General features: G+C 65.4%; 9 protein-coding genes. 3 read left to right on the plus strand and 6 right to left on the minus strand.

The features are described 5' to 3' along the window. The first annotated feature begins 30 nt into the window (after positions 1 to 30). From U5775_RS29880 to U5775_RS29890, 3 genes are all read left to right on the plus strand, one after another. Entirely contained in the window at positions 31 to 1,146 is a 1,116-nt protein-coding gene (locus tag U5775_RS29880; RefSeq protein ID WP_322061727.1) for a glycosyltransferase family 1 protein, read from the plus strand. A 158-nt stretch (positions 1,147 to 1,304) separates the two neighbouring features. After that, complete coding sequence (locus U5775_RS29885; protein ID WP_322061728.1) at positions 1,305 to 3,341, plus strand: acyltransferase family protein; 2,037 nt, start codon at positions 1,305 to 1,307, stop codon at positions 3,339 to 3,341. Between the two features lie 98 nt (positions 3,342 to 3,439). Further along, complete coding sequence (locus tag U5775_RS29890) at positions 3,440 to 4,522, plus strand: acyltransferase (protein WP_322061729.1); 1,083 nt, start codon at positions 3,440 to 3,442, stop codon at positions 4,520 to 4,522. A 569-nt stretch (positions 4,523 to 5,091) separates the two neighbouring features. On the opposite strand, the gene U5775_RS29895 is transcribed toward U5775_RS29890, so the two are convergent. The 6 genes from U5775_RS29895 to U5775_RS29920 all read right to left on the minus strand — a co-directional run bounded on the left by U5775_RS29895 (position 5,092) and on the right by U5775_RS29920 (position 23,254). After that, positions 5,092 to 6,489 carry an oligosaccharide flippase family protein gene (locus U5775_RS29895; protein WP_322061730.1) on the minus strand — a complete coding sequence of 466 codons (1,398 nt, stop codon included), beginning with the start codon at positions 6,487 to 6,489 and terminating at the stop codon, positions 5,092 to 5,094. Next, positions 6,372 to 8,336, minus strand: coding sequence for a hydrolase (locus tag U5775_RS29900; RefSeq protein ID WP_322061731.1), 1,965 nt, complete (start codon positions 8,334 to 8,336; stop codon positions 6,372 to 6,374). Before U5775_RS29900 ends, U5775_RS29895 begins: the two co-directional genes overlap by 118 nt. A 244-nt stretch (positions 8,337 to 8,580) precedes the next feature. Beyond that, on the minus strand, positions 8,581 to 9,735 hold the full coding sequence (locus tag U5775_RS29905) for an SGNH/GDSL hydrolase family protein (protein WP_322061732.1): 1,155 nt from the start codon (positions 9,733 to 9,735) through the stop codon (positions 8,581 to 8,583). An 18-nt stretch (positions 9,736 to 9,753) separates the two neighbouring features. Continuing rightward, the gene (locus U5775_RS29910; protein WP_322061733.1) at positions 9,754 to 12,108 is read right to left on the minus strand and encodes a condensation domain-containing protein; all 2,355 of its coding nucleotides are present in this window, start codon (positions 12,106 to 12,108) and stop codon (positions 9,754 to 9,756) included. 3 nt (positions 12,109 to 12,111) lie between these two features. Further along, positions 12,112 to 22,032 (minus strand): non-ribosomal peptide synthetase/type I polyketide synthase, encoded by a 9,921-nt coding sequence (locus U5775_RS29915; protein WP_322061734.1) that lies wholly within the window; start codon positions 22,030 to 22,032, stop codon positions 12,112 to 12,114. Positions 22,033 to 22,498: 466 nt separating this feature from the next. Then, a complete protein-coding gene (locus U5775_RS29920; protein WP_322061735.1) occupies positions 22,499 to 23,254 on the minus strand; it encodes a 4'-phosphopantetheinyl transferase family protein in 756 nt (251 codons plus the stop codon). Between the last annotated feature and the right edge of the window lie 304 nt (positions 23,255 to 23,558).

The raw sequence follows: 23,558 nt of genomic DNA on the forward strand, positions 1-23,558 counted from the left end.
CCGCCAACATCTGCAACGAGGCAGTGCCGCATGTACAAGACGATTGCGTTCAACGGCAAGTTTTTTGGAGCAGCGCCGACCGGTGTGCACAGGGTTGCCGAGCAACTGATTGCCGCGACCGATGCCCTGATTGCCGAGCAGCGCGGTAATGACGCCGACTACGCGCTTTTAATCAGGAATAGCGTCAGGGTTCCGTCTTACCGCAAGATTCTGTGCGTCCGCGAGAATCCCCGGGTTCGGCGGATGCACCGGATAGCGTGGGAGCAACTCTATCTCCCGCTGGCTCGCAGAGAGGACTTCATACTCAATCTTTGCAATCTCGGGCCGCTCTATCATCGCGATTCGGCGACGCTCATACACGACGCGCAGGTGTATTCGGCACCCGAGTCCTATTCCCGGTCTTTTCGGCTCTGGTACAAGTTTCTGTTCTTTTTTATCGGCAGACGGCACAAGCTTATCGTCACCGTGTCGGAGTTTTCCAAAAGAGAGCTCGTCCATTATGGCGTTGCCACTGCCGACAAGATCGTGGTCGTACACAACGGCTGCGATCACGTTTTGCAGATTCGGCCCGATGAGGGGCAGCTTGCGACGCTGAAGCTTGCGCGGGGCCGTTATGTCCTCGCGCTCGCGAATACGCAGAAGCACAAAAATATCGCCATTCTTCTCAGGGCTTTCGCCGCGCCTGAACTGAAGGACGTGGCGCTCGTGCTGTTCGGCGGCGCGAGCCGGGCCGATTTCGAAAACGGCGGGCACGTCGTGCCGCCCAATGTGCGATTCGCGGGACGGGTCACCGATTCGGAGCTCGTTGGGTTGATGGCCAACGCGGGCGCATTGGCGTTCCCATCGTTGACGGAAGGATTTGGCCTGCCGCCGCTCGAGGCCATGGCGCTCGGTTGCCCCGTTGTGGCGGCCCCGTTTGGCGCGCTTCCCGAAGTCTGCGGCGACGCCGCGCTTTATGCGGACCCCTTCGATCCGCGCGCATGGAGCCTGAAGATTCGAACGGTGCTTGACGATCCGGCGGTGCGCCAATCATTGATCGCGGCCGGGCATCGGCAGGCAGGCATCTTTACCTGGAAGCGAGCCGCGCGAAACCTGTTCGAGGCTGTGAACGCAGTGAACGCCAGGACTCAGGCCGATCCGAAATAGCGCGCGTGTGGACTCTCCACGCCGCCGTTCGGGATCGATGCGTTTGCGTGCGGTAACCAGCAGTGCGCGTCTGCCCAGTCGATACCATGTAGGTGCAACCTGAGCGGACCGCCATTGGCGCGATCCGCAGCCACATGGATAGACGGGGTGAAAAGACAGTGAGCGTCACATCACGCAGGCCCGCACAAGCTTATCGGCCGGACATCGATGGTTTGCGCGCGGTTGCGGTCGCTTCGGTGGTCGTTTTTCATGCGTTCCCGGGAACACTCGCGGGCGGCTTCGCCGGCGTGGATATCTTCTTCGCGATCTCCGGCTACCTGATTTCGCAGCACATCATCGAGACGCTCGATCAAGGGCGCTTTAGTCTCGTCGACTTCTACGTGCGGCGTATCAAGCGCATCTATCCGGCCCTGATCCTCGTGCTGATCGCGACGCTCGCGGCGGGCTTCGTGCTGATGACGTCCGGCGAACTGGAACGGCTCGCGCGGGAGGCGCTCGCGAGCGTGGCGTTTGCCGCCAATCTCTACTTCTACCTGACGCGGGATTATTTTTCGCAAGACGCCTCGGCAAGCGCGTTGCTGCATTTGTGGTCGCTCGGCGTGGAGGAGCAGTACTACATCGTCTGGCCGGTCGCGCTCTTTCTGCTTTGGCGTTTCGCGAGCCGTCGCGTGGCAAGCGTTGCCATCGTCGCGGCGATCGTGCTGTCGTTGGCGAGCAGTGTTTATCTGAGCGGCTCGCATGCCATTGCGGCGTTCTATTTGCCGATCACGCGCATCTGGGAATTGCTGTTGGGTTCGGCACTCGCGTGGGCCGAGTTTCACGCGCACAAACGCGGTGCCGCACGTGAAGGTAGCGGCATGTTGGCGTTGCGCGATCTCGTCTCGCTTGCCGGCCTTGCGCTCATCGTGGCGAGTTTTGCGCTGCTGGAGCCGAGCAGCGTGTTTCCCGGCTGGCGCGCGGCCCTGCCTGCGGGCGGCGCCACGCTCGTCATTGCCGCGGGCCCGCGCGCGTGGCTCAACTACCGCGTGCTTTCGCTCAAGCCGTTCGTTTATATCGGACTGCTCAGCTATCCGCTCTACCTCTGGCATTGGCCTGTGCTGGTGTTTGTGCGTCTTTTGAGCGGCGGCGCGCCTTCCGTCACGATGCTGCTCGCGGCCATTGTCGTGGCCTTCGCGCTGTCGTCCATCACTTTCCACTTTATCGAGGCGCCCGTGCGCTTCAGCCGTCCCGCGCGCCTGTATCCGGCACGCGTTGCGAGCGTGCTCGTCGCGATGATGATGGGCATCGGCCTGTCCAGCTACGCGATTTCGCGTGACAACGGTTTGCCGGGCCGTTTCCCCGATGCGAGCTTCGGCGGCAATCAGGAGCACTGGGCGTTCACCGACACGTGCAAGAAGACCTTTCCGGGTTCCGAATTCTGCGTCATGCCCGCGCCCAACGGACGTCCGGTGGTGGCTCTGCTGGGCGACAGTCACGCCAATCACTATTACGATGCGCTCGCGCAGGTGCTGGCAGCGGGCGGGACCGGGCTCTTTGCGGCCGGCAGCGGCAACTGTCCGCCGTTCTACGACATCGATATTTCTCTTGGCGGGCACGTCAAGCATTGCGCGGCGCTGTTCGACACCGTGCTCGATTACGTCGTGAAGTCGCCCGAAATTCATTCGGTAGTCCTGTCGAGCTATGCGATTTCGTCGATCGCGGGCGGACTCGACTACGACAAGGGCGACTTCATTCGCCTCGTGGCCGTGGGCGGCAAGCAGGCGCCGACGTCGAGGTCATGGACCGACGAAAACAATCTGAACGTCTATCTCGCCGGTCTGGAACAGACGCTGACCCGGCTGACCGCGGCCGGCAAGCACGTGGTCTTCGTGCTCGATACGCCGGAGCTGGATTTCGATCCGAACGCCTGCGTGCAGCGCCCCGTGCAATTTGCCGTGCATTCGCCGTGCGCGGTCGCGCGCGCAAAAGTGGAGCAGCGGCTGACGGGCGCGCAAAAGCGCATCGTCGCGTTGCTGGACAGGTTTCCCGACGTGAAGGTGTTCAATCCGATGCCGCTGCTATGCGACTCGCAGAATTGCTACGCGCGGCGCAGCGGCGCATTTCTTTACGCGGACCGGGATCATTTGTCGCCCGACGGTTCCCGCTATATCAGCAGGTGGCTCTTGCGGGACATCGAGTCCCGGGCGGCGAGCTGAATGAGCTTGCCGTGCGCCGTGCGGAACATGGCATGGCCAGCGTCACCGACGCATCAAGTTTTTGGGGAAAGGCAATGAAAAGACTGGATTCGATTCAAGTGCTCCGCGCAATCGCGGCCTTGCTAGTGGTGTTCTGCCACGCGGCGACCGAGGTGGGCGGCGGCCATGCCGCGCTCGCACCGCAACTGTGGCCGCTCGTGAACGCCAAGGGACAGTTCGGCGTCGATATCTTCTTCGTCGTGAGCGGCTTCGTGATGATGTATATCGTGTCGGGTCGGCGTCTGGGGCGCGAGACCGCCACCTGGTTCATCAGCGATCGCATCGTGCGGGTGGTGCCGCTCTACTGGATGGTGACCTTGCTCTCGATTGCCATCGGGCTCCTGCTGCCTGAGCTGAAGCACAAGAACTTCTATCCGCTCACGTATGTCCTGCGCTCGCTGTTCTTCGTGCCGTCCAGCAACCCCGTGACGGGCGCGCCCGAGCCGGTGCTCGGTCTTGGCTGGACGCTGAACTTCGAAATGTTTTTCTATGTCGTGCTTTCGATCGTGCTGTTGCTCGGCATCCGGCGCGTGTATCTCGCGATGGCGGGAATATTCGTGACGCTCGTTGCGCTCGGCGCCTGGCTGAAGCCCGAATACCTGGTCCTGAGAGGCTGGACCCATACGATCATTCTCGAGTTCGTGTTCGGCGTGCTGTTCGCCCAGTTGCGCCTCTCGGGGTTCCGGATCGGCGTACCCACGCAGATCGCGCTGATCGTGGCGGGCGTGGCGGGCTGGATGCTGATGGGGCTACCCGCGGACGGCCCATTCGACATGCGCGGCCTCGTGTGGGGACCGCCCGCGGCGGCGATTTTTGCCGGTGTCGTGCTGGGCCGGCGCGAGATCGCATACCCGAAGCTGCTTATGCTGATCGGCGATGCGTCGTATAGCCTGTATCTCACGCATCTCTTCATCATGCGTGCCTCGTCGCTGGTGGTGAATCAGTTGCCCGTGAGCCCCGCGCTGCGCGTGGTGCTGTTTTTCGCGGTATTCATACCCGGCGCGATTGGTTTCGCCATCCTCTCTTATCGCAAGTTCGAAATGCCGACCATGCGCCTCGGTCGCCGGTTGCTGCACGCGCGGCTCGGCAAGCCGGGTCTTGCAGAGGGCGTTTCGGCAGGGGCCCAGCAGGCGAGGACCTGAAAAGAGGCTGGAGCATGGGGTGGCGCTCGCTCGCCACCTCTCATGCGCTGGACATGGGCCGCCACTTTGGCGGCCTTCGTGCCTGTATCGGGTTCTTCGCTGGCAGGACTTGTATTCCGAGTGGCCTTTGCATTGCTCACCCATGCTGGACTCGCGCTGCTTCGGGCATTCCAGGAGCCCAGCATCTGACCGCCGCGCGCGGTCGGTTTAGACCCTCACTACTTCAAATCCCTCTTTGTCGACGCGATCGATTACGTGATCGGTCGTTGACCGCACTCGCGCAAAGCTCCGATGTTCTCGGGCAGCGTTCGCCCCGCAAGAGCCCGGCAGACGTCGTCGAACTCGCGTACGTTGTGCTGGCTGCGAATGAGGGCGTTTCAGAAAAAGGGGGAGACGTAGCGTGTGAAGCAACGGGGCCGCTTCGCCAGGCGGTAGTTGCGAGCGCGAATGTCGTTACCGGCTCGCGTCGCAGAGGAGGGTACAGAGATGCTGATCCGCAAACGGACCCATTGATGAGCTCGACGCGGCCGAGGGAAGACATCTTCCCCAGCCCGTCAAGCATACTGGCATCACCCTTCTTCGCTAGGGCGCAGAGCAAGAACGCTATCGCGGGTCGCAAAGAGCTCCCCGATCATGCCGGAGCGAATCATGCAGTAGAGCAGGGTCGTCAAAATGGTTAGCTCACCTATCAGGCGCGCGGCGACCATGCCCATCGCCCCCCAATGACTGGCGAGCGGAATCGCGACGAGGATATTGATGATCGCGCTCGCTATACCGGCGCGGGCGAGCAGGCTCTCGCGATTGCGGGGAATCAGGAAATAAAGGCCGAGCGCCTGGTTGACGACACTCAGGGGCAAGACGAACACGAATACCTTGAGCACAGGAATGGCGTGCTGAAAATCCTTGCCGAACACGAGCGGCATGGCCCAGTCTGCAAGCAGCATCGTCACGGCGATGGCGGCGAGCGAGCCAAAAAGGAAAAAGCCCAATATCCGGCGTGTGAGCTGGTTGGCTTTCGCCGGATCCACGCCGACCAGATAGATGACCTTCGGCATGAGCACCTGGGACGCCGGGCCCATCAGGCTGAGACCGGCGGCGACGAGGCGCTCGGCCACGCCGAATGCGCTGACCTCGGTGGCGGGCGCGAACACGGACAGCACATAGGTCGAGGCGCTGATCAACAGCACCGACGTGCCGGTGTAAATGAAAATGACCTTCGAGCGCTGGATCAAATCGATGCCGGCGCGGATCGAGGAAAACCACCCGGAGAACTCTCGCCGGATCAAGCCATAGGCGATGACCGTTTGAGTGAGCGCCGAGATCAGCAGGAGCGGGAACACTCGCGAAAGGTCGGATGGGTGATGGACGAACGAGAAGATCAGCGCGAGCGAGGTGATGAATCCGACCACCTCGATCAGGACGCTTTTTTTGGCCCGCCCGGTGCTCATGTAATACCAGCCCAGGTTGAACGAGGAGAGCAGGCCGAGCAGCACCGTGATGGCGCCGAGCATCGGGTAGGCCGAAAGCGCGGGCGAAAGCGCGACGGCGCCGAGCCCGAACAGCGCGGTCGGGATGCACAGCAGCAGCCGGCCCGTCATGTGGCTCGACAGAATCGCCGCGCGTTCGGCGTCGCTGTTCGCGTGGACCGTATCGCGGCCGCCAACAGTTGGGAATCCGAAGCTCACGAAGCGCCAGATCGTATTCGACAGCGACATGCCGGCCAGCACGATGCCATAGCCGGCCGGCCCCAGCGCCCGGCCATAGAACGGCAGGAGCAGGAGCGGGTAGATGTAGCGCAGCACATAGGCGATGTACACCGCGGCCAGTTCCGCCTTGGCGAGCGAGGACTTCAGCGGATCCATGATTTCACCGTGTATCCGAGTTTGAACGTCGTCTGCACGAGCCGATGCGAGTGGGGGAATGCGCGCACCGCTGCTCCGCCTGGCCAGAGCGCCTGCTTCGCGCACGAAAGCCGTGTCCACAAGCTGCATTGCTCGTAGGTGCGGCCGGCGATCGAAACCGTGACGTCGCGGCCGAAATCGACCGACCGCTCCCGACCGGCGAGCCGGTTGACCAGTTCCGGATCCGGAAACATGATCGCGCGTTCCAGGCTTTTGGCCGCCATTTCATAGGCGCAAAGCGAGGCGTCGGCCGTCGTGCGCTTCGCGTTCCGCGCGATGTATTGGGCGACTTCCTCGAACTTCGGATGCGGCATGCGCACGAGCTGCTGCTGCCAGCCTTCGGTTTCGAGGTTGGAGACGAGGCGCCCGTCAGCGCGCCGGTCGAAGCGGCGCACGCTTTCGAGATCGGGCTCGACGAGGCTTTCGATCAGATGCCAGAACGCGAGGATCGACGAGATGGAGTCGCCTGGCTTGTAGCCGTTACGCTCCGTCAACAGCCCGGTGACGGCGCGAAAATGCTCGCGTCCAAGACGCTTGTAGTCGCAGCGTGCGAGTTGAACGCAGTGGGCCTCGTGTACGAGGTTGCCCTGCATGAGCATCTTGAAGGTGGTGCCATAGAGGCCGGTATCGCACAGCACGACGCTTTTCTTGCCTTCCGTGAGCGTGTGCCACGTTTCGCGGAATCGCCTGGCCTGTTCCTCGATTTGTTCGTACAGCCTGGCTTCGCGTCCGCTGCGCAATGCGTCGATGAACGCCCGCACGGTTGCGTAGTTGCCTTCGGGTGCCACGTCTGTGCCGGCGAGCGCGCGTGCGAGCCCCGCCACGTCGCGCACGTCGAACGCATATTCGAGTTCGCCGACTACGCCGTCGCCGCCGTACACGAGCGCGTCTCTTGCCGCCACGAGCCGCGAGATCATCAGCGGTTCGACGCTGATGTCGCCGCGCACGGGAAACTGTGCGGCATAGAGCTCGTAGAGCTTCTTGAGCCCGAGTCCGCCGCGCGCACAGAAGAGGGCGACCACGGGGCCTTCGATGGCTGCGGCCTGTTCGAGATAGACGTGCAGTTTGCGGCAGTATTCGGCGAACACGGGGCCGAGGATCTCGGGTCCGAGCGCGTCGACCACGGTGCCTGAGCCGCCGCGCGTCGCCAGTTTCTGCGCCTGGCGCTGCCGCCAATGGTTCCACTGCAACCGTTCTCGCGCGAGTACGGCGTTGGCGCGCAGCATGGCGGTGTGTAGACGCGAACGCGGGACGCGGATGGCGGTCATCCCGCACTGGCGCGGCATGGTCCAGTCCGCGAGGAGGTCGTCGCCGACGTGCGCGATGCGGGACAGCGGAACTCCGGCCTCGTCAGATACCGCGGCGAAGATCGTTCCGTCGCGTTTCGTGAGCTGCAGGTCGGCGCTCGTATGGACTTCGTCCCAGTGAAGCCCGGTCGGACAGACCGCAATGATCAGTTGCCGCAGAGCATCGCCGGACAAAGGCGTATCGCTCACGACGCGCAGCGGCATGCCCTTTGCCTGGAGCTCTGCGAGCGTGCGTATCAACGGCAGATTGGGCACGAGGCATTCGCGTTCCACCGCGAGTTCGCACGCGATCCATTGCGGCACGTAGGCGGTGTCGATATGGACGAGCTCCAGCAGGCTGAAGGCGATGCTTTCGAGGCGGACTTCCCCACGTGCCGCGACGTCGCGCGCGCGGTAAGCGATCCGCTCGATCTGGCGCCGGCGCTGCGCGAGCGCATAAGGGTCGAGTTCGGTCGGGGACAGCCCGAGACGTTCGCAGAACAGCTTCGCCGCTTTCAGCAGGCGCTGGTCCAGCGATACGGGTTTGCGAAGGAGCAGCGTATCGAACGCATCGACGCAAAGCAGGGCGCTCTGCGTTTCTTGCAGTACCCGGGGGAGAGACTTCACGAAGGTCATCCTCTCGGCAATCAGGCCGTGTTTTGATTCTCCGTCCCTATATGCGGCCTGTTCTTCGCGGCGCAGGGCTCTATATATCGGTCCAGGTCCAGGTGCAGGCGTGCCGATGGCGCGCGCCCGCAATGACCCTGCGGCTCATTGTGAACAATGAACGATGGCATGTTTGTGCGAGGGCGTACGCAGGACAGGGTATTTGCCTACCCCGATCCGGGATCGGCGGTCCTTTTCAGCGAGGTCAGTTTTTCGCCAGGGCGGCCGGTAAGGGCGACGCCGAGCGGGCACTCGCAGCAAAACTCGGCTGCAGAAAGCCGATGACCTCGTCATCGGTGATTGGCTTGAGAGGCAATCCGAATGCGGTGTTCAGGGAAGCGACAAGGTGCTGCGCCCAAAGCGTATTCCAGACCACGCCGGCATGGCCGTCGGCAACGACGGCGTTGTGCGGGGCGTCGCCCGATGTATTGGTGATCGCCCAGCCGGGCGACAGGCGCACGGTTTTGTAAAGCGGACGCCCCTGGCCATCACGCGTGCCCCACAGGCTCCGGAACCAGGCGCGATCGTCAAGAAAGTAGACATGGCGATCGGCTGCGGCCAGCTTGCGCAGGCCATTGTCGAAACGATCCATGGCGGCGTCGATATTCGCGATCGCCGGGCCCGATTGCCAGTTCTCGAACTCGACCGACCAATCGGCGTTGCTGAGCACGCCTACGAGTACGACCCAGGTATCGGGGTGATGCTTGCGGATCAGCGCGACCGCCTGGCCGATTGAATCGATGCAGGCGTCGATCAGGGCCGTGGGCCGCTTTGTATGCGGATCGCGGGACAGTTCGTCGAGCACGTCGTGCGCACCAACGTCGTTGATACCGATCCGGATCAGCACGACGCCGCCTCGCCAGGCCTCTGGCTCGGTGTCCATCAAGTCGACGAGACGAATCGCCTGGCGCTGCGAACGGCCCATCACCTGGTTGCAGGTGGCGCCGCTGATGGCGAAGTTGTAGCGGTAATCGTCCTTGGGCGGCGTGCGGGCGAGCGAGCCCATGGCTTCGTCGAGCCAGGCGCGTCGCTTGCCGGTGCCCCACGCGCCCCATGCGCCGAGGTCGATCTGATCGCCGCGCAGCCGGGCCAGCACCTCGGTCCACTGCCACGTGGTCGCGCGCCAGGGGCCGCCGCGCTCGCCTGGGTCGCTCAACAGCAGCGTGTCATGGTAGGACTGGCTGCCGGAATCCCCGAGCACGGCGAGCCGTATCGTGCCCTGCGGGGCCGCCAGCCCGGCAGCCATGACGGCAGCCGGGCGGCCGAACAACTGACGCATGGCCAGTTTCGTTAAAGTCAGGCCGGCAACGGCCAGCGCGGCGCAAAGCCCCGCAAGTAAGGTCTTGCCGAAACGGGGCATCGCCGCGCTACCCCATGCTCAAGCCTTGGCGCGGCTCAGGCGTGCGGCGGGAATCTCCTGCTCGCCAGCAACCGCTGCGGTTGCCGCACGGGTCTGGACTCCGGCGAGGCGCTCCCGCAGTTGCTGGCCGATGACGGCCGCGCCCGCCGCGCGGAAGATCTCGTCGTGCATGCCCGGAACCGGGGTGACAACGAGCTTGCCCGTGACCACCGATTGCCATCCCAGATCCCAGGCGAACAGCCGCCCCTTGAGCGCCTGGTCGCTGCGGAAGATCTGCACCTCGCCGTCATAGGGCGCCGGACGATAGCGCGCCTGCTGGTCCAGCAGATACTCGATGTACCAGCGATTCTCAGATACCAGGTGCTCCGAAGCATTGCCGCTGATGAGGCCGAGCTTGAGGGCAAGACTGGCGATGCCGAGCGCGCGCACGATCCGGTACTGGTTGAGGAAGGCGACCATGGAAAGCTCGCCGCGCATGGCCTTGCGGAAGTCGCGCGGGATGTTGTCGGCACGCACCTGGAGCTTGCGTAGCTGCCGATCGTACCAGGGCATCATCTCGCGATAGCCGGGGCACCACGAATCGTTGAGGACGACGAGCTCGACCGTTTCGCCCTCGCGCCGCAACTGATGCGCCGCTTCCAGTGACAGTGCGCCCAGCACGCAGTGCCCCATGAGGATATAGGGGCCTTTGGGGCGCGCCATCCGGATCAGCCGCACGGCATCCGCGGCGACGTCCTGGAACGCGCGCAGCGGGAACTCGCGCGGGGTGCCTTCCGGCACCATGGGGATGTCGATGAGGGGCCGGTCGGAGCCGATCTGCTGGGCCAGTCCATAGAGCACGGCCGTGTTGTTGAGCGCGATGATGGGCGTTCCCGGCGCGTTCTCGTTGAACCGCACGATATTGCGCGCTTTCTCCTCCAGCTCGGCCTGACTCATGAAGCCGCTGACGCCGACACCCGGGATAACGCTCGCCGTCTCAGTGCGCGCATGACCGGAAGCACTGCGAGCAGCAGGCGCCGGCGCCCGTTGCGCGACGATCTCCACGGTTTCCAGCACCTCGCGCCAGTTGGCCAGATACCGGTCGATCGTCTCGATGTCGTAGAGATCGGTGTCGCCTTCACAGGAGATGCGCCAGCCTTCCGGGCGCCGCACCATGAAGAAGTTGAGGTCGTAGAGCGCGCCCGCGTTGAAGGAGGGCGAGGTCGTCGCGGCGAAATCCTGGCGGCGCACTTCGTCGTCCATGCCGACGAAGCTTTTCTGCAAGGCGAAATTGACCGAGCAGAGCGGCGGGCGATTCGTGTCGGCAACCTCGCCCGCGATCTCCATCATCTCTTCGAACGGCAGGTGCAGATGCTCGATGGCGTCGCTGAGCTTGGCCCCGCACTGCGCCGTGACCGAGGCCAGCGTGCTGCCTTCGGGAACGTCGAGGCGAAGGATCACCGTGTTGATGAGCGGCCCGATCACGCCTTCGAGTTCCTGCTGATCGCGCACCGACATCTGCGTGCCCATGACCACGCGGGCTTGGCCGGCCACCGGCTGCAGCGTCATCGCGAGTCCCGCGGCCGCCACGCTGAAGAGCGTCACGCCTTGGGCCTTGGCGGCCGCGATCAGACGCTCGCTCAGCACGTCGGGCAGCAGGATCGAGCGGATGACGCCCTGGAAGCGCCGCTCCTGCATCCGTGGGCGATCGCCGGGAACGTCGAAGCGGCTGAAATCCTGAAGCTCCTGGCGCCAGTGCGCGCGCGCACGATCGATCGCGCCGCTGGAAAGGAACTCTTCCTTCCACAGCGCGTAGTCGCCATGGTGCAGGTCGACATCGGGGAATTCCGGCTCGTGGCCCGCATGGAGCGCGGCCAGTCCTTCCACGAGCTCGCGCACGAGGATCGCGAAGGACCAGCCGTCCATGACGAGCGAATGGAACGTGAGCTGCAATTCGCCCTGGGTGGCCGACCTGGGCAACCACACGGCCCGGAAGAAAGACGGCGCCGACAAGTCGAAAGGCGTATGCGCCTGCTGCCTGCCCACACGCTCGGCCTCGGCAAGCGCGGCCTTTTCGTCCATCCCGGCGAGATCGACCACGTCGAGCCGGAAGGGCGCGCGGCTCCACACCTGCTGGCGCAGCCCCGCACCCGTCATCAGGAAGCCGGTACGCAAGATCTCGTGCCGTGCTATCAGCTCGCCGAGCACCTGTTCGATGCTCGCGGCGGCGAGCGGCCCTGATAACTGCAGCCGGAAGGCGATGTTCAGCGCGGAGGCCTTCGGCGACGCCTTCTGTTCATGCCAGAACCGCACCTGGCAGGCGGTCGCCGGGAACAGGGCGTAGCCGGCTTCGATCTCGTGAGTCGGGGCGATACTCAACGCTATCCCGTTCATCGCTCAGAGTCCCTCCGCGCGGCGGCGCTTGAAGTTGAGGATCGATGGGCGGGCCGCGGCATTGGCCTCCATCAGTTCGTTCTCCTGCGTGCCGTCGAGGCTCGCAGCCAGCTCGGCGATCGTGACGTTCTTCATGAGCTGACGCGCATCCACGCCGAGCCCGCGCTCGTTCATGCGCGCGACGATGCGGAACAGCTGGAGGCTATCCGCGCCGAGGCTGAAGAACTGCTGGTCGATGCCGACGTGCTGGAGGCCGAGCACTTCGCCCCAGATGGCCGCGATGCTGGCCTGCGTCGGCGTCAGGGTTGCGGGCTCGAGCGGCGCGGCTGCGATCGTCGCTGCTTCGACCGGCGCGGGTTCGATCGCTTCCGGCTCGCTCGCAGCGGGTTCGGTCGGCACCGGGGCCGGCGGCACCACCTTGAGCGCGGCATGCGGCTGGCGTACCGGCGCGGCCACCATGTCCGCGCTCGGCACGGGCAGGGCCTTGCGGTCAAGCTTGCCGTTGCTGGTCTGGGGCAGCGCGTCGAGCGTCATCCATAGAGTCGGCACCATGTAGCCCGGCAATTGCGCGGCAACCTGCGTCGCGACCGCGCCCTGGTCGGGTTTTCCGGCGCCCGTGCCGACGATATAGCCCACGAGGCGCGGACTGTCGCCGACGGTATGCAGCGCGACAGCGGCTGCAGCCACACCGGGCGCCTTGCGCAGGACGGCCTCGATCTCCTCGATCTCGATGCGGAAGCCGCGCAGTTTGATCTGCTGGTCGCGGCGGCCGAGATGCTGGAGCGAGCCATCGGCAAGACGCTTCGCGAGATCGCCGGTGCGATAGAGGCGGCGCGGCGCGGCGCCTTCGATGGCGATCGAGCGGAACGCGGCATCGGTGAGGTCGGGGCGGTTGAAATAGCCCTTTGCGAGGCCTTCGCCGCCGATCCACAGTTCGCCGCTCACGCCTTGCGGGGCGAGATGCAGGTCGTCGGTCAGCACATGGAGGTCCGTATTCGCGAGCGGCGCGCCGATCACCACCGGCCCGTTCGCGACGACACGCGAAGCCGAGGACCAGATCGTGGTCTCGGTCGGGCCATAGAGATTCCACACCTCGGCGCCCGTCGCCAGCAGATCGTCGGCGAGATCGCGCGGCAACGGCTCACCGCCGCAAAGCGCCTTGAAACCCTTCGACGGCCTGAAGCCCGCCTCCAGCAGCATGCGCCAGAGCGACGGCGTGGCCTGGAGAACGGTCGCGTCCTCTTCCTTGAGCCGCGTCACGAGCTCGTAGCCGGTACGCACTTCCTCGTGGCCCGCGATGAAGGTCTGTGCGCCGACGATGAGCGGCAAGAACAGTTCGAGACCCGAAATATCGAACGAGAAAGTTGTGACCGCAACGATGCTGTCCCGTGCCGTCAAGCCCGGCGCCTGCGCCATCGACAACAGGAAGTTGCTGAGCGCGCGATGGGAAATCTCGACGCCCTTGGGCTGGCCCGTCGAGCCCGACGTGAAGATCACGTAGGCCGAATCCGCATGCGAGACGGCGGGCAACGCGACGGTCTCGTCGTTGCGTTCGTCGAGCAGCGCCTCCAGCTTCAGCACGCGATGTCCGCCCGCATCGAGCACCATGCGGCTGACCTCGTCGCTGAGGACGGCGGCGATGTCGGCGCCATCGAGGATCTGACGCAGGCGCGCAGGCGGCATCGTCATGTCGAGCGGCACGTAGGCGCAGCCCGCGCGCCACACGCCGATCATGGCGGCCACGGTCAGCGCGCCGCGGTCCATCGCGATGGCGACGCGTCCGCGCGGCGCGATGCCTGCCGCCACGAGCAGGCGGGCGATCTGGTTCGCGAGCGCATCGAGCTCGCCGTAGGCGAAGCTCGTCGTCTCGTCCGACACGGCCGTCGTGTCGGGCGTCTGGCGGGCCTGCGCGGCGATCATCGCCGGGGCCGTCTGCGAGAGGTCCCAGTCGCGGCGCGTGGCGTTCAGCTCGTCGCGAAGATGATGGATCTCGTGCTCGTTGAGCAGCGGCAGCGCGGCGATCGCCGTTTCGGGATCGCGGGCGATCGCCGTCAGCAGGGTCTCGTAGTGGCCGAGCCAGCGCTGGATCGTCGATTCGTCGTAGACGTCGGTGTTGAAGTCGCAATCGAGACGCAGGCCTTGTGCCGATTCGATCACGTTCAGGAACATGTCGAAGTTGCTATAGGCCTTCGCGTTGGGCGCGAAGTGCGTGATCACGCCGGCCATGTCGAGATCGCCGTCGACCTTTTCGAGGTTGAACTGCAGGTCGGTGAGCGGCAGCCGGTTGAAATCGCGCTTGATGCCGAGGTCGCGCACCAGCGCGCCGTAGGTGTAGTTCTGGCGGTCGCCGGCGTCGTAGAGGTGATCGCGCACCGCCTTCATGTGCGCGGCGAACGGCTGCTCGCGGTCGAACTTCACGCGCAGCGGCAGGAAGTTGACGCAGTGCCCGACGAGCAGCGCTTCGCCGGCCTGCGACTGGCCCGCCATCGGCGCGGCGATCACGACGTCGTCGTTGCCGGACAGACGGCCGAACAGCACCTGGGCCGCGCCGAACAGCGTGGCGAACAGCGAGCAGCCTTGCTTCGACGAAGCGGCCTTCACCTGCTTGAGCAGATCGGCGCTCACGTGGCGCGTGGTCGAGGCGCCGTTGAAGCTCTTGAGTTCCGGGCGCGGACGGTCGCCGGGCAAGTCGGGCTGCGGTGCCGGATTGCGATGGAGGTTCATCCAGAACTCGCGCGTTTCCTGGTCGACGCCGGCGGCGTCCTGTGCCTGGGAGAAGGCGAGGAAGCTTTGCACGTCGTCGAGCTCGGCCGGCTGGCCCGACACTTCGGCGCGGTAGAGGGCCGCCAGATCGCGCAGGATGATGTTGATCGACCAGCCGTCGCAGACGATGTGATGGGCCGTGAACACGAAGGCCCACTTCTGGCTTTCGAGGCGCACGAGCCCGGCGCGCACGAGCGGCGCACGCGTGAGGTCGAAGACCGCGCGCGCTTCCGCATCGACGATGGTCTTGAGCTCGGCGGCCGCATCGGCGCTATCGGAGAGGTCGATCTTTTGCAGCGGGACGCTCGCCGCCGGGTCCGCGAACATCGTGTCGCCGACGCGTGAGAACCACGCGTGCAGCGCATCGTGGCGGGCGATCGTCGCGGCGAAGGCGCGCTCGAACGCGGCCTCGTTCAGCTCGCCGATGAGTTCGAGCGTGAACGACTCGTTGAACACGAGCGAGGCTTCGTGGCCCAGTTGGGCCGACATCCAGATTTCTTTCTGCGGCTCGGTGAGCGCGGCCTGCGTGAGCGGGAGCGGCTTGGCGCTTGCGGCGATCGCGGGCGCTTCGTTCGTGCCCGCGAGAATGCCGGCGCGCTGGAGCGCGTCGATGCTTTCGATGAAGGCGTCGCCGATCTTGCGGATGTCCTCGTCCGAATGGCTCGTCGTCAGGAAGCAGGGGAAGCCTTCCATGATGTGCACGCCGAGGTAGCGCATGTACGGATAGAACAGGCTGCCGAGGCGGTCCTCGCTCGCGAAGCTCACATAGAACCAGCTCGAGAACGATTCCGCGCGCGCGGCGATGCCGACTTTCTCCAGATAGCCGTTGATGCGTTGCACGAGGCCGTTCATGCGCGCGCCGAGCGATTCCTGGAGCGCCGGGCCGGCCTCCTTGAGGTGCAGCAGCACGGCCTTCATTGCGGCCAGCACCACGGGATGGCGCACGAAGGTGCCCGCGAAGAAGGTCGGCGGGACTTCGGGCACCGAGGCGTCGCCGAATTGCCACTGGCCGCCGTCGAGCGCGTCCATGTACTGGGCGCTGCCCGCGAGCACGCCCACGGGCAGGCCGCCGCCGACCACCTTGCCGTAGGTCGCCATGTCGCCCTTGATGCCCCAGTAGCCTTGCATGCCGGCCGGATGGACGCGGAAGCCCGTCACGACCTCGTCGACGATGAGCGCCGATTCATTGGCGGCCGTCACATCGCGCAATTGCTGCACGAATTCCTTCGGGCGCAGATTGGGGTGGCGCGACTGCACGGGCTCGATCAGGACCGCGGCGATATCGTCGATGTTGGCCTTGATCCATTCGAGGCTTTCGGACCGCGCGTAAGGCAGCACGACCATGTTGCCCACGGAGCTCTGCGGGATTCCTGGCGCGAGCGGGAACGCGCGCGGCTGGCCCGCCTCGCTGCCCGGCTTGACGAGCACTTCGTCGAACTGGCCGTGATAGTCGCCGTCGAAGCAGACGACCTTCTCCTTGCCGGTCACGGTGCGCGCGAGGCGCATCGCCGCCATCACGGCTTCCGAGCCGGTGTTGCAGAAGGTGACGCGCTCGTGCCCCGTCATCTCGGCGAACAGCTGGGCGACCTCGCCCGCGAGCGGGGACTGCGGCCCGATGGCGAAGCCTTCCTCGAGTTGCGCGTTGACCGCGGCCACCACGAAGTCGGGCGTATGGCCGAACGCGGTCTGACCGTAGCCGTTGACGAGGTCGATGTATTCGTTGCCGTCGATGTCCCAGATGCGGGAGCCCTTGGAGCGCTGGGCGACGACGGGATAGACGAGTTCCTTCCATTCCTCGCGGAAGCCGCTCGCGGTGCGCGGATCGGCGAGCACGGCGCGATAGGACTGCGTGCGCGCCTTGGAGGTGGGCGTGCGCGCCGAATAGCGGGCGGCCAGATCGGCGATGAAGGTCTTCTGCACCTCGGTCATCTGCGCCGAGTTCGTTGCGCCGGGCTTATACGCGGTGAAGCGCGTCGGGCGGTTTTCTTCGAACTTGATCTCGGGACCGGCGGCGCGCGTGGGGGCGGCGGCTGGCGCGGGCACGGCGGCCGGAATCGGCGCTGCGCTTGGCGCGGCCAGCGCGGGAGCGGCCTGGACTACGGCGGCAGGCGCCTGAACGGCCAGCGGCGTGCCTTGAAGCACATCGAGCTGACGCGCCATCAGCGATTGCATCGCGGCGATCTGGTCGCGGATCACGGCCTGGATGTCGCCCGTGACCGGAGCGATGGCCACGACAGGAGCGGCGCCTGACGCAACGATGGCTTGCGCGGTCGCGACAGGCGCGGTTGACGCTTGAACCGCAACCGGCGCGGCTTCAGCGGCGGCCGGCGCGGCGGGCTGCTCCGGATCGGGCGGCAGTGCGCCATCGAGGAAGCCGGCCAGCGCGGGCAGCGTCGGATAGTCGCTCATGATCTGCCGGAAGCTGATCGTGACGTCGTAGCGGCGGCGTAGCTGCCGCGAGACCTGGCCCATGAACAGTGAGTCGTAGCCGAGGTCCCAGAAGGTCACATCCGGATTGGACGTATCCGGCGCTTCGCCGGACATCTCGGCGAGAAGGGACGCGAGTTCGGCGATGAGACGCGGTTTGCGGTCGATTTGGACGGTTTGGGCCATGGCGGTCTGAGGGATGGAAGTGGTGGCTTCGGACGAGACGGGGGCGGCGACTGCGGCGGCAATCGTGGCGGTATCCGTCGTCGGCTGGCGTGATGAGGATGCGGTTGCCGGGGCGTCGATCCAGTGCCGTTCCGGCTCGAAGGGATAAGTCGGCAGCGAAACGCGGCGGGCGCCTTCGGCCTGGACGGTTTGCCAGTCCGGCGTGACGCCGCTGAGCCACAGCCGCCCGGTTGCCTCGGCGAGCACGGGAAGCTCGCGCTCGCGCATGGCGAAGTCGGGCAGCGACGCAATCGCGCCCGCATGGCGGTCCTTGGGCAAGCCCTGCATGACAAAGGTCGAGAGCGTGCGGCCAGGGCCGATTTCGAGCAGAACGGGCTTGCTTTGCGCCGTCACCGTGGCGAGCGCGTCGCTGAAGCGCACCACGTCGCGGCAATGGCTGGCCCAGTAACGTCCCGTCACCGGCTGATCCGTTGCCGCCCACTGCCCGGTGACCGAGGACACGTACGGGATCTTCGGGCACGTGAAAGCGAGGCTGTCCGCCACCTTGGCGAGGTCTTCGACGACGCCGGACATCATGCGCGAGTGGAACGCATGCGAGGTATGCAGGCGCCGATGCTCGATGTCGCGCGCCTTCAGCGTGGCTTCGAAAGCCTCGATGGCCGCGAAGGGACCGGCCACGACGCTGAGCGACGGCGCGTTGATGGCGGCCAGATCGACGTCGTCGGGCAGCAGGGACGCGAGCTCGGCTTCGCGGAGACGCACCACCAGCATTGCGCCCGGCTCGGCCGACTGCATGAGCGCGCCGCGTTTGGCGATCAGCGAGAGCGCGTCATCGAACGAGATCGCCTCGGCCACGCAGGCCGCGACCAGCTCGCCGACGCTATGGCCGATCATGGCCGCCGGCTGGATGCCGCGCGAGATCCACAACTGCGCGAGCGCGTATTCGACGAGGAATAGCGCCGGCTGGGCGTAGATCGTCGAGCGGATCGGATGCGGGGTGTCGTCGCCTTCCGGGGCCTCGCTGAGCAGCAGGGTGCGGATGTCGAGCCCGAGATGCGGGGCCAGCGTCTCGGCGCCCTTGTCGATCCATTGGCGATAAACGGGCTCGGTGCGATAGAGCGCCGCGCCCATGCCCGGATACTGCGCGCCCTGGCCCGGGAACATGAAGACGACCGGAGGCGCGGCCTGCGGCGCCTGGGCTTCGATCGCGCCTTTGCCGAGCTTCGACTGGGCCTGATCGAGGCTGTCGGCGACAACCACGGCCCGGTGCGCGAACGCGCGGCGACCGGTCTGGAGCGTCGCGGCCACGTCGGCGAGCGGGAGGCCGGGATGGGCTTGCAGATGCTGCGCGAGGTTATGCTTCGCGCGTTCGAGCGCCGCCGCGCTCCTTGCCGAAAGCGGCAGGATTTGCGGCCGCTCTTGCGGCTCGCAGGCAGCGGCGCGCGAGAGGCCAGGCGCTTCTTCGAGCAACACGTGGACGTTCGTGCCGCCCACGCCGAAGGAGCTCACGCCGGCGCGGCGCGGCGTCGGGCCTTCGGCCCAGGCACGCGTGGCCACGTTGAAGAAGAACGGACTGTTCGCGAGGTCGATGCCGGGGTTCGGCGAGCGGAAATGCGTGAGCGGCGGCAGGACACGGTCGCGCAGCGCGAGCGACGCCGTGATGAAACCCGTCACGCCGGCGGCCGCATCGAGGTGCCCCACGTTGGCCTTCGCCGAGCCGAGCGCGCAGAACTGACCGCCTTCGACGCCGCCCAGTCGGAACGCCTGCACGAGGCCCGCGAATTCGATGGGGTCGCCGAGCGGCGTCGCCGTGCCATGCGCTTCGACATAGCCCACGGAAGTGGGATCGATGCCGGCCTCGGCGTGCGCGATGGCGATGGCGCGGGCCTGTGCATCGACGCTGGGCGCCGTGAAGCCGACCTTGTCGGCGCCGTCGTTGTTCATGCCCACGCCGCGGATCACGGCGTAAATCGGGTCCTCGTCGGCAATGGCGTCTTCGAGGCGCTTGAGCAGGACCACGCCGGCGCCGCTGCCGAACACCGTGCCCTTGGCCTCGGCATCGAACGGGCGGCACACGCCATCGGGCGCGCCCATCCCGCCTTCCTCATAGAAGTAGCCGCGCTTCTGCGGGAAGGTGATCGATACGCCGCCGGCCAGCGCCATGTCGCAGCGCCCCGCGCGAAGGTTCTCCACGGCGAGGCCGATGGCGGTCATCGAGGTCGAGCAGGCCGTTTGCACCGAGATGGCCGGACCCGTGAGGCCGAGCTTGTAGGCCGTGCGGGTAGCGACGAAATCGCCGGCCCCAACGAGCTTTTGATACTCGCCGATCTGGAACTGGCTCGTGAACTCGTCGATGACCGCGCGATCGGACAGGATGTGCTTGAGGAAGTAGGTGTTCATCGAGGTGCCGGCGAACACCCCGACGGCACCGGCGATGGCGGCCGGATCGTATCCGGCGTCTTCGAACGCCTCCCACGCGATCTGCAGGAACAGGCGCTGCTGCGGATCGGTCAGCGCCGCTTCGCGCGCGAGCATGCCGAAAAAGCCCGCATCGAAGCGGTCGACGTCCGTGATGATCGGCCGCGCTTTCACATAGCGTTCTTCGCGGCGCGAGCCGTCGTCGAAGCTGTCTTCGAGCTCGGCCACGTCGAAATGCGTGACGCAGTCGCGGCCCGCGAGGATGTTGGCCCAGAGTTCGCCGACGTTGCGTGCGCCCGGAAAACGTCCCGACATGCCGATCACGGCGATGGCACCGCTTTGCGCATCCTGGCGGCGCTGGATCGCACCGTTGCCTTGCGTCCCGAGCGCGGCGTGCAGATGCTCGGCCAGCGTCTCGACATTGGGATGGCGGAACAGATCCACCAGCGCGACTCGCGCGGACACGTCGCGGGCGATGATGGCATGCGCGCGCATCAGATCGAGTGAGCGCAGTCCGAGGTCGAAGAAGTTCGCGCGGCGATCGACAGGACTCCCAAGCAGCCCTTCGAACACGGCCGCGAGCTTTCCGGCGATATCGTCGTTCACCGGTTCGGGTTCGGCCGCTGCCGCGGCGGCCGTATCGAGCCCGGCAAGCAGCGCTTTGCGATCGATCTTGCCATTGGGCGTCAGCGGAAAGTCGGGCAGGACGCGCAGCTCCGAGGGCATCATGTAATCGGGCAGCGCGGCCTTGAGATACGTGCGTAGCGTATCGACGAAGGAGGCGGCATCGGCCGCATCGGCTTTCACGAAACCGGCGATGGCCTTGCCCCTGCGGCCCTCGAAGGCGGCCACGGCCGCATCGGCGACGCCGGGCGCCACGCGCAGCGCGTGCTCGATTTCATCGAGCTCGATGCGCTTGCCGGCGATCTTGATCTGCCGATCGTTGCGGCCGAGGAAATCGATGGCGCCGTCCGGGCGGCGGCGCACCAGGTCGCCGGTGCGGTAGAGCCTGGCGCCGGGCGTGAAGACGTCGTCGACGAACTTCTCCGCGGTCAGCTCGGGGCGATTGAGGTAGCCGAGCGCCACGCCGTCGCCGCCCGCCACGAGCTCGCCGACTTCGCCGTCGCCAACGGGAACGAGCTTCTCGTCCACGATGTAGACGCGCGTGCCCGCGATGGCGTCGCCGATGGGTATCGCGTCGCCGTGCGCCAGCGCCTCGCCGCCGCGCGGAATGCGATAGCAGCAGGTGAAGGTCGTGTTCTCGGTCGGACCGTAGCCATTGATGATCTGCAGCCCGGGGTGCGCCTCCATGACCTTGTGGACATGGACCGGCGAGAGCACGTCGCCGCCCGTGAGCACTTCCTTGAGCGGATGAAAGGCTTCGAGCCGATAGTCGGCGAGCGCATTGAAGAGGCCGGCCGTGAACCAGGCGCTCGTGACGCCGAGTCGCGCCATTTCGGCCGCGATCGTGTCGAGCGAAGGCTGGACTTCGTTGATGATCGCGGCGCAGCCGCCGTTCAGCAGCGGGCCCCAGATCTCCAGCGTGCTCGCATCGAAGGCGAGCGGCGCGAGGTTGAGGAAGCGCGTCTGCGGCGAAAGCTCGGTGAAGGTCTGGTGCTGCACGAGGCGCACGATCGCGCGGTGCGGGACGATCACGCCCTTGGGCTTACCGGTCGAGCCCGAGGTGTACATGATGTAGGCGGGATCGTCGCTGCGCGCAGCGTGGAGCGGCGCGGCATCGGCCACTTCGGCCGATGCCATGACCGCCGCCAGATCGACCAGCGCGTCATTGAACTCGCCGGCGCTCGCGAGGGCGGCGCCTTCGGCGATGATGAGGCGCGGCGCGCAATCGGCAACGATGAATTCGAGCTGCGCGCGCGGATAGGCCGGATCGAGCGGCACGTAGACGGCGCCCAGACGCAGGATCGCCAGCATCAAGGCCAGCGTGTCGCGGCTGCGCGGCACCATGATCGCGCAGCGCTCGCCCGGTGCCAGTCCCATGTCGCTCAGGACGGTTGCGATGCGGGCGGCACGTTCGCCCAGATCGGCGTAGCGCTCCTCACCCGTGGTGTCAATCACAGCAAGATGAGTGCCGAATTCGGCAGATACGGCATCGAAGCGTGCTGCCACGCCAGGCTCATGATCGGTCCCGCCTGGCAAAACGCCTGAAAATCCCTCTCTGTGCGACATTTGCTGATCCCCCAGTGACTTTGATGAAGGCCTTTTAATGATTCACGCCTTGATGCGCGCGGTTGCGCACATCAAGGCGGACGGCCGCGGGAGGCGCGGGGAGCACGAGGCTCCATACGCATCTCCCGCGTCCCGAACGCGAAATGTGCTGTAAGAGGAAGTTAAACTTGCGCGGCCCGTATCTCCGTTCGCCGTCGCACACACAGCAGATGCAACAACACATCGCACGCAGACGTTTGCGCGCGCGCTCGAGGCGGGGGAGTCAGGCGGGGGAAGGGGGCGCCGGTTCTGGCGGACGAACGTTCGGACGCGGAATGGGGCCGGGCCGCTGCCGTATGCGGCAGGGCACAATCAGGTCGGTCGGGGCGTATGTTCCCGATCTATTTTTCGCCCTGTTTTTCGCTTTTTAAGCGGGCCGGTAGCCAACGGGACGCTGGCGGAGTGCTTCCTGATTCATTTCAACGATCGACCAGTCTTTACGTCGAGCCGCCACGGCTCCCGCGCAGACCGGATTGGCCGGCAGGGCGCGAATGCGCCAATGCGTTGCTTCTTGCGCATCGCCGCCGACGAAACGCGGTGTCGTATCGCCGTGAACGGAAAGATCGAATTCGAAATGATCGGGCGGCAGGATAAAGCCCGTGCCGAGCGCTTTTAAACCGGCTTCTTTGCGCGCCCAGGTTTCAAAGAAAACCTTTTGCCGTTCTTCTGTACCCGGTAGCGCGTCGAATTGCGCGCGTTCCCGTGTCGAGAATACGTGGGTCGGCAGATTTTCTTCGATTGGGCGGACCTGTTCTATGTCGATACCGATCTCGAAATCGTTCGAGATGGCGAGAGCCGCTCTATTCTCGGTGTGGCTGAGGTTGAAACAGAGCTTCCAGTCAGAAGGCTGGATGGTGCAGAACGGTTTGCCTTCCGGGCCATAGTCAAGCGTGACGGCCTGCGGCGCCAGTGCGAGATAGCGGCCGAGGATTTGCCGGAGTTCTCCGCGTCCCACCACATAACGATGACGATGTCGTTCGAAGCGGAATTTGTCGGCGCGCTCGCGCTCTTGCGTCGAAAGTATTTCCCAGTACTGATTAAATTCGCTGCCACGAACATCGAGATCCCACTGCCAGACATGGACGTTTTGTTCAGAAGGCGGTGTAAGGAGAGAAGAGGACATTGAAAGCCTGGATTCGGCTGGGCCGTACGACATCGAAAGATACACCTACGGTAACACGACCTGCGTTCCGTTGATCCGCCTTCGTTCGCGATGCGCCGAGCGTAATTCACGCGGAATTGTTGGGCAACCCACGGAGCGAGGCCGGGAGTCCGTCATACGATCCGGCACAGCGGATTGCACTGCCTGCTGATGTGATTGCACAGCGCGGCGTGTGTATCCGGCTCAGACGCAAGCACATGAAAACGACGAAATCGAATCGTGGCTTGCCGGCTGCGCCGGATCTGCAGGAACACAACTTCTTCGC

The organism is Paraburkholderia sp. J63 (assembly GCF_905220245.1).
Taxonomy (GTDB): domain Bacteria; phylum Pseudomonadota; class Gammaproteobacteria; order Burkholderiales; family Burkholderiaceae; genus Paraburkholderia.